This is a genomic window from Telluria sp. ZB4P34, from assembly GCF_059686055.1.
On record NZ_JCASIF010000033.1, the window covers coordinates 1 to 7,742 of the forward strand.

Annotated in this window: 5 protein-coding genes; 3 read left to right on the forward strand and 2 right to left on the reverse strand. The window is 66.3% G+C overall.

Features of this window, described 5'->3' with window-relative positions; genetic code table 11:
- Positions 1 to 161: 161 nt before the first annotated feature.
- Positions 162 to 1,385 carry a M20/M25/M40 family metallo-hydrolase gene (locus AC56KL_RS23110; protein ID WP_497182524.1) on the reverse strand — a complete coding sequence of 408 codons (1,224 nt, stop codon included), beginning with the start codon at positions 1,383 to 1,385 and terminating at the stop codon, positions 162 to 164.
- Between the two features lie 241 nt (positions 1,386 to 1,626).
- On the opposite strand from AC56KL_RS23110, the gene AC56KL_RS23115 reads away from it, so the two are divergent.
- The 3 genes from AC56KL_RS23115 (at position 1,627) to AC56KL_RS23125 (ending at position 5,194) form a co-directional block, all read left to right on the forward strand.
- Positions 1,627 to 2,070: a hypothetical protein gene (locus AC56KL_RS23115; RefSeq protein WP_497182525.1), complete on the forward strand. Its 444-nt coding sequence runs from the start codon at positions 1,627 to 1,629 to the stop codon at positions 2,068 to 2,070.
- 146 nt (positions 2,071 to 2,216) lie between these two features.
- Positions 2,217 to 3,698: a DUF2868 domain-containing protein gene (locus AC56KL_RS23120; RefSeq protein WP_497182526.1), complete on the forward strand. Its 1,482-nt coding sequence runs from the start codon at positions 2,217 to 2,219 to the stop codon at positions 3,696 to 3,698.
- Complete coding sequence (locus AC56KL_RS23125; RefSeq protein WP_497182527.1) at positions 3,695 to 5,194, forward strand: DUF3482 domain-containing protein; 1,500 nt, start codon at positions 3,695 to 3,697, stop codon at positions 5,192 to 5,194. The genes AC56KL_RS23120 and AC56KL_RS23125 overlap by 4 nt, the downstream gene beginning before the upstream one ends.
- Here AC56KL_RS23125 and AC56KL_RS23130 read toward each other — a convergent pair.
- Positions 5,191 to 7,305 (reverse strand): TonB-dependent receptor family protein, encoded by a 2,115-nt coding sequence (locus tag AC56KL_RS23130; RefSeq protein WP_497182528.1) that lies wholly within the window; start codon positions 7,303 to 7,305, stop codon positions 5,191 to 5,193. The two genes, AC56KL_RS23125 and AC56KL_RS23130, sit on opposite strands and share 4 nt — an antisense overlap.
- Between the last annotated feature and the right edge of the window lie 437 nt (positions 7,306 to 7,742).

Sequence of the window (7,742 nt, forward strand, 5' to 3'; positions counted from 1 at the left end):
ACCGTGAAACGACTTTGCGCCGATGATAGTGCTGCAACCAGTGTGAAAGTAGGTTATCGTCAGGCTAGTTATAAGAGAAAGCCCATCCAGTGACCTGGATGGGCTTTTTTGCGTTTGCACGCACGAGCCGCCGTCCGGATGGCGATACGGGACGCCATCACCTACTGGCCCGACAGTTCGACGATGTAGGCCGCGGCTAAACGCGCAAACTTCAGCGCGTGCGCAGTCTGCCCGCCCGAATTCGCCAGGGTATCCCTGGCCGTATGAATATAAGGACTATCGCGCGCAAGCGAGGATTCGAAGGGCATCGATGCCGGATAAGCCTGCGCATCCCAGCTCGCGTGATCCGAGCAAGCGTAACCGCACTTGTCGTAAGCCAGCTTCAGCCCTGGCAAGTAGGTGCTCACCAGTTGGGCAATGAAGGCATTCTGCTGGCTGCTCGTGTAATCGGTGATCAGGTAGATGTCGTTCGGCGCTCCCATGTAATTGGTCATGTCGAGCTGCAGCACCCCGGCTACCTTCCGGTTCGCCTGCCTGAACTGGCGTGCGACTTCCTGCGATCCCTGCAATCCCACTTCCTCCGCCGCATAGGCGATGGGGTGAACCGTCCTGCGAGGACGGTAGCCGCTGCCGATGAAGGCGCGCAGTGCTTCGGTCATGCCCGCAATGCCAGACGCGTTGTCGTCCGCTCCGGGCGCCCGCGCGGTATCGCTCATCCCGATGCCGATAATCGAATCCAGATGGGCGCCCACGACGACGCTTTCATCCGCCAGATCCGTGCCGGCAATCGACAAGACGACGGAAGGCTGAGGAAAACCCTTGTGGGGAAACAGGGCGACTGTGATGTCGTCACGGTCGGCGGCCAGCGCGCGCCATGCCGACAACAGCCAATCCGCCGCCTCGACGCCGGACCGGCTCGCATAATATCGGTTGGTGAAGGCGCTCAAGGCCAGGATCGTCGCCTCGATGTTCTTTTCCTGCATGGTGGCCAACATCGGTTCCACGATCTCGCGCCGCTGCAGCGCGTATGAGCGCTCCGGCGCGGGAGCGCGGCGCCGGTCGGCAGCGAGGGCTGCGCGCGCCTCGGCTTCGCTGGCGTGGTACATGAAGCCCCCGCATTGCCCGGTGCGCTGATGGATGGCGCCAGCCATGTCGAGAAGCCCGGCTTCATCCATGACGATGGCATGCACCTTGTCCGATCCGCCGCCGACGCGCAACCGGCGGCTGTCGATCGACACCAGCTCAGGCAGGAGCGTTTTCGCATGGCGGAAAGCGGCGTCGCCCATTGTGATCCATGCCCTTCGTTTTCCGGACGGGCCGGCCGTCGCGGCAAGGCTGAGGCAAAGAAGGAAGAACACGCAGGACTTGAACGGGCAAGGCTTCATGGTATTTCCTCTTTGCATAGCAAGCGAAAATCCTAGCAGCCTCTACTAGCCTTCCTTCGCCAGTTCAATGTATTCAGAATACCTCCTGAAAAACCCTGGCGCCTGTGCCGCAAGAACGGCCTCCTTATCTGAGGCGTAACCGTACGGTGATTCCTACACTTGTTCGGAGGTTGCTCCTATACAGCACCCCCGTACAGGCGCGCATGATCAATCCATCGTTCAGCGAAGCGAAGGAGGAATCATGAAATCGAAAGAAAAGAACCAGGGTGGAGACAAGCGCGCGCGCGGTATCCATAAGCCGAAAGGCGTGACGGTTGCCGAAGGCAGCATGCAGACGCGCGCACCAGGCGCCGTAATGCCCGGCGGTCCGGAATCGCCTTTCCCCATGGCTCATACCGGCTCGCAGCAGTCCGACACGAGTGGCCGCGGCCAGCGCGGCGGCGCCGGCGCCGTCCACACCGGATGGAGCGCACGCCAGCGCGGGCAGCGGATGCAGGCGCAGGCCGAGCAGGACCGCCTGGGTGAAGCCCAGCAATCCGGCGCGGGGGGCATGGAGCAGTACCAGCATGCGGGGTCGCAGCAGTCGGATTCAGGGCAGGGCGGCGACAAGCGGCTCGAGAGCCGGCCCGACCTGCCTGCTTCAGACTTCGGCAGCAAGCCGAACAAGAAGAATCCCGGCGGGTGAACGCCGGCGCAGACATTGCGGACCCGGGTTCCCCGGGTTTTTTTACGCCTGCCGGCTGCCACCGCAAGCGCCCGAACTGTCTCCTTCCCCAATCTGGGGCACAATGCAGCTGTCAGCCTTGCCATTTCAACCATGACAGGAGAAGCATGAACGAACAGGTTGCCCGCAATGTCGTACTGGTGCACGCTATCGAGACTGCCGACGCGAAGCACGAGGTGCTGAGTGACGACGACCGCAAGTATGCAAGCCGCAGTGCGAAGGAACTCGCCGCCTGGCAAGCCGCCGACGGCAAGACGGCCGTCACCCAGCATCACTTCCTGCAGCAGCGTTCCGAACAGATCCTGAAGCGCCTGGGCGAGCGCTCGCCTGCCTTCGGCGCCTTCGCGAAGCGCAGGCTGGGCCTGGGCGGTGTCTGGCTGGCCCTGCCTTTCCTGGCCTTCCTGTCCGGCGCGGCGATCGACCGCATCGCCTATCCGCACCGCATCGACCTGCTGTCCGCGCCCTTCCTCCTGATCATCGGCTGGAACCTGCTGGTCTACCTCGGCATGCTGGTGTTCGCACTCATCCCTGGCAAGCGCCACGGCTGGGCCGGGCCGAACCTGCTGCGCCGCCTGAGCGTCGGCAAGGCAGCCGTCCCGCGCAAGCTGCCCGCGCCGATGGCTGAAGGCATCGCCTCGTTCATGTCCGAATGGGCGGCGCTCAGCGAGCCGCTTACCCGTGCGCGCCTGAGCCGCACGGTCCACCTGGCGGCAGCCTGCTTCGCGCTCGGCGCCATCGCCTCGCTGTATGCGCGCGGCCTGCTGACCCAGTACGTGGTCGGCTGGGAGAGCACCTTCCTCGACGGCCGCCAGGTGCACAGCCTGCTGTCCTGGCTGTTCATGCCGGCGATGAATGTGTTCCCGTTCTTGCAGGGCTTCTCACTGGCAGAGATCGAGCTGCTGCGCTTCGGCCGTCCTGTCAACGCCGCCAGCGGCGAACGGTGGGTACACCTGTACGGCGCCACGCTGCTGCTGATCGTCGTGCTGCCCCGCCTGCTGCTGGCCGGATTCGCCGCCTGGCGCGCACGCGGCCTTGCGCGCCGCTTCCCGCTCGACCTCGACCAGCCGTATTACCGCAAGCTGGCCGACAGTATCGGCGCCGGCAGTCCCGCATTGCTGCGTGTGCTCCCCTACAGCTACAACCTCGACGAAGCGCGCGACCGTGGCCTGTGGGCGCTCGCCGCGAGCGCCCTGGGCGCACAGGCGCGGGTCCAGCTGCGGCCCAGCGTCGCCTACGGTGTCGAGCCCAAGGATGCCTTGCGCGACACGGCGCTCGACGAAGCGGGCGTTACCGTCACCGCGGTCCTGTTCAGCCTTGCCGCCACACCGGAGAAGGAAAACCACGGCGCCTTCCTCGACTACCTCGGCAAGCGGGTGCGCCGCGGCGTCGCCGTACTGGTCGACGAGTCGGCGCTGGTGGAACGCATCGGCGAAGGGCAGGGCAATGCGGCCCGCGTAGCCGAACGAACCGCGCTGTGGCGCCAGTTCTGCAGCTTCCACGGTACCTCGGCCACCTTCGTGAACCTGCTGCAACCCGAGAAGCATCCGCTCGAACTGGGCGCCGGACTCACCCTGCCGGAGCTGCGATGACGGACCTTGCCAAGCACGCCGAACCGGTCAAGATCCAGTTCGCGCTCGTCTCGCACACGAACAACGGCAAGACCACGCTGGCGCGCACCCTGGTCGGCATGGACGTGGGCGAAGTGCGCGACGCCGCTCACGTGACGCAATTCGCCGAGGCGCACCCGCTGCAGCAAAGCGACGCCGGCGACACGCTGCTGCTGTGGGACACGCCCGGCTTCGGGGATTCGGTGCGCCTGTTGAAACGCCTGTCGATGGCGGGCAACCCGATCGGCTGGTTCCTGCGCGAGGTGTTCGACCGCTACCGCGACCGCCCCTTCTGGCTCAGCCAGCAGGCGCTGCGCGCGGCCAAGGAAGAAGCCGACGTCATCCTCTACCTGGTCAACTCGTCCGAGTCGCCACAGGATGCCGGCTACCTGCCGTCCGAGATGAAGATCCTCGAGTGGCTGGGCAAGCCGGTCGCGGTGCTGCTCAACCAGATGGGGCCGCCCCGTCCCGGCGCCGAGGAATCAAGCGAGCAGGCGCGCTGGCGGCAGCACCTGGCGCAGTTCCCGGTGGTCAAAGACGTGCTGCCGCTCGACGCCTTTGCCCGCTGCTGGGTGCACGAACACGTGTTCTACGAGGCGATCGGGCGCCTGATCGATCCGGCGAAGCAGGCCGGCTATGGGCGCCTGCTCGAGGCCTGGTCCGCCGCCAACCGCCAGCGTTACGCCAGCGCCCTGCGCGTCTCGGCCGAGCAACTGGCCGCCGCGGCGCGCGACGTCGAGCCGATCGCCCAGGAGGGGCGCAACATCCTGCGCAGCGCGCTCAAGGCGGTGGGCATGGGCAAGGACGAGCAGCGGCGGCAGGAAGTGGCGATGGCCGCCCTGGTCGAGCGCCTGAACGACCGCATCAACGGCGCGACCGCGCGCATGCTGGCCCTGTACCGGATCGACCCGGGCCAGGCCCTTGCGATCAATGCGCGCGTGCGCGACAACTTCGCCGTGCGGGCGCCGGTGGACAAGGCCCAGGCCGGCCTGCTCGGCGCAGTGGTGTCGGGAGCCGCCACGGGCCTGTCGGCCGACATGATGGCGGGTGGCCTGACCATGGGCGCCGGCGCGCTGCTCGGCGCCATCGTGGGCGGCCTGACGATGGCCGGCGCTGCCTGGGGCTTTAACCAGGGAACGGACCGCGACAAGCCGAGCGTGCAGTTCGCCGATCCCTTCCTCCAGTCGCTGCTGGTGAGCGCCGTGCTGCGCTACCTGGCCGTGGCGCATTTCGGCCGCGGGCGCGGCAACTGGGTCGAAGGCGAGGCGCCCGCCTTCTGGCAGGCCGAAGTCGAGCGCGCCCTGGGCGAAACGGCGAACAGTCAGCCGAACCTGTGGCAGGCTGTGCGCGCCGCACCCGATGCTGCGCCGGCGGCCGGCTTGGTGGAAGCGGTGCTGGTCCCCGCGACCGACGCGATCCTGGCCAGGCTCTATCCGGGCGTCGCGCTGTCAACGCCCGTTACCACAGTCGAGGCCTAGAACTGGTACTGCGCGCTTGCGCCCAGGATCCAGTTGCGGCCCGGGGCCGCTTCGTAATAGCGGCGGCTGGCGTCGCCCACGATGACCGAGCCGACATAGCTGCGGTCGAACACGTTGTTCAGGCGCGCGAACTGTTTCAATCGCCAGCCGCCCAGTTGCTGGCTCGCCTGGACGCGGGCATTGACGATGGCGTAGCCTGGGGCGGGCGTGGCCGTATTGGTGTCTTCCGCATACACGCGGCCATTGGCGATCGTCTCGAGCGCCGCGCCTAAGCGGCCGGACTGCTCCTTCCACCCAAGTTCCCCGTACAGGCTGGTCTTCGGGATGCCCGGCAGCCGGCTGCCTTCGGGCACGGCGCCGAAGCCCTCATCGTAGATGGCGCGCAGTGCAGTCAGGGCCAGGCGCGCGTTCCAGCCGCTGCCCAGCTGCGCATCCAGCGAAAGCTCGCCGCCCTGGCGCAGCGTGGCGCTGGCGTTGCGGTAGCTGGTGCGCCCGCCCGACGAGCTGTCGACCACCAGCTCGTCTTTCGTACGAACCTGGAAGATGGCGGCGTTGACGCGCACGCCGGGCGCGAGCATGACCTTGGCGCCCGCTTCGAGGTGGGTGCCGATGGCTGGCGCGAGGCGGAAATTGAAGCCGGCGCCGGTGCCGGAGTAGAACAACTCGTTCAGGGTCGGGGTCTCGAAACCGCGTGCGGCGCTAACGTAGACGTTCAGCGCGGGCGAGACCTTGTACAGCACGCCCGCCAGGGGAGAGGTATGGCGGTAGTCGACACTGCCGCTGTCGTTGCCGTTCGCGAGGTAGCGGTCGCTGACGTCGAAGCTCACCCGGCTGCGGCGCAGGCCGCCCGTAAGCACCCAGCGGCCGCCTTCCCATTCCAGCTGGGCATACGGGTCGGCGCTGCCGACCTCATTCCGTTCGTCGCGGCGCAGATTGCCTTTCACGCCGAAGCTGTTGCCGACGAAATTCTCGAAGCCCTGTCGCGCGTCGACCGAACGGGCCACTTCCATGCCGATCGTGGCGCGCAGCGTGCCGCCGGCGAGTGGCCGCGTGATGCGCCAGTTCGCATCGATCCCGTGGAAGTCGCGGTCGAAGTCGACCACGCCGCCCGAGTGTGTGGGCGGCGCCTGGAAGCCGCGCGAGAAGGATTGGTACTGGACCACGCGACGGTTGCCGCCATAGGCAGTGAGCAGCAGCCGGTCGGGGCCGAAGCGCTGCTCCCACGACAGGCCGATCTGCTGGTGGTCGATGCTTTTCCTGGTGTCATAACGATCGGCCAGGGTACGCTGGGGCGACTGCGTGTCCGTGGTGTCGATCTCGCCGGCGCGCGGGTCGCGCTGGTAGGTAGCCCAGGTGACGCCCAAGGGGTCCTGGGTATCGTCCTGGCGCAGGCCGCTTGCGGTGATCACCAGGCGGCTGTCGCCGCTCGGTTCGACCACGAGCTTGGCATACGCCTGGTCGCGGGTGGCGGCGCTGTGGGCGCGGTAGCCGTCGGTGTCGAAGCGCGACGCATCCAGCAGGTAGCCGACCTTGCCGGCCGTGCCTTGGGCGTTGACGTCGAGCTTGCGCAGGCCGTCGCTGCCGGCGGCGAAGCTGGTCTCCACGCTGGGTGTGCCCTTGGGATCGCGCGTGAACAGCTGGACCACGCCGCCCGAGTGATTTCCGTACAGGGCGGAAAACGGCCCGCGCAGTACTTCGATGCGCTCGGCCACGTCGAGGTTGAAGGTGGCGGCCTGGCCCTGGCCGTCGGGCATGGTGGCCGGGATGCCGTCGGCGACCAGGCGCACGCCGCGTACGCCGAACGCCGAGCGGGCGCCGAAACCGCGCGACGAGATCTGCAGGTCCTGCGCATAGTTCTGGCGGTCGCGCGCGATCAGGCCGGGCACCGCGGCCAGGGCTTCGGAGGCGTTCACGCGCGGCTGGGTGTCCCTGATCTGGGCGGCATCGACGATGTCGATCGCCGCGGGCAGGTCGAAACTGGTGTGTTCGGAGCGGGTGGCGCTGACCACCACGACATTGAGCGGCTCTTGAAGAGCGTCGGCGGCGGCGCAGAGCGGGGCGCACAGGCATGCTGCGGCGATGGCGCTGCGGCGGAATTGGGGGGATGTCATCTGGTCTCCAGTTGCGGCGGGTAGCCAGGGAGCTGGCGTACCGGTACGGGACGCAATATACCTGCCATTGCAAAAGCGTACACGCACGCCTCCAGGGTAGCAGGGGCTTGCGGAGCGTATGAACATTTGCTATAGTGCGCCTCCGCTTCACGAAGGCCGTCAGGCCGGACCGAAAAAGGTTAACGTAATCAAATGGTTACGTTGGCAAGGTCCGCAGAGAAATCTGCGCTGAAACAAAGAAGGGGTTGACGAGCTAAGCGAAACACTGCATAATCTCGTTCCTCTGCTGCTGACGAACACAACGCTTCGTACGGTGCAGTAAGGTAGTACAGAACACAGTTCTTTAACAATCAACAGTCGATAAGTGTGGGCGTTTGATGAAGGTGCCGCTGACTTCGGTCAGTGAATACTTAAATTATCAAATGTTCACAAAAGTA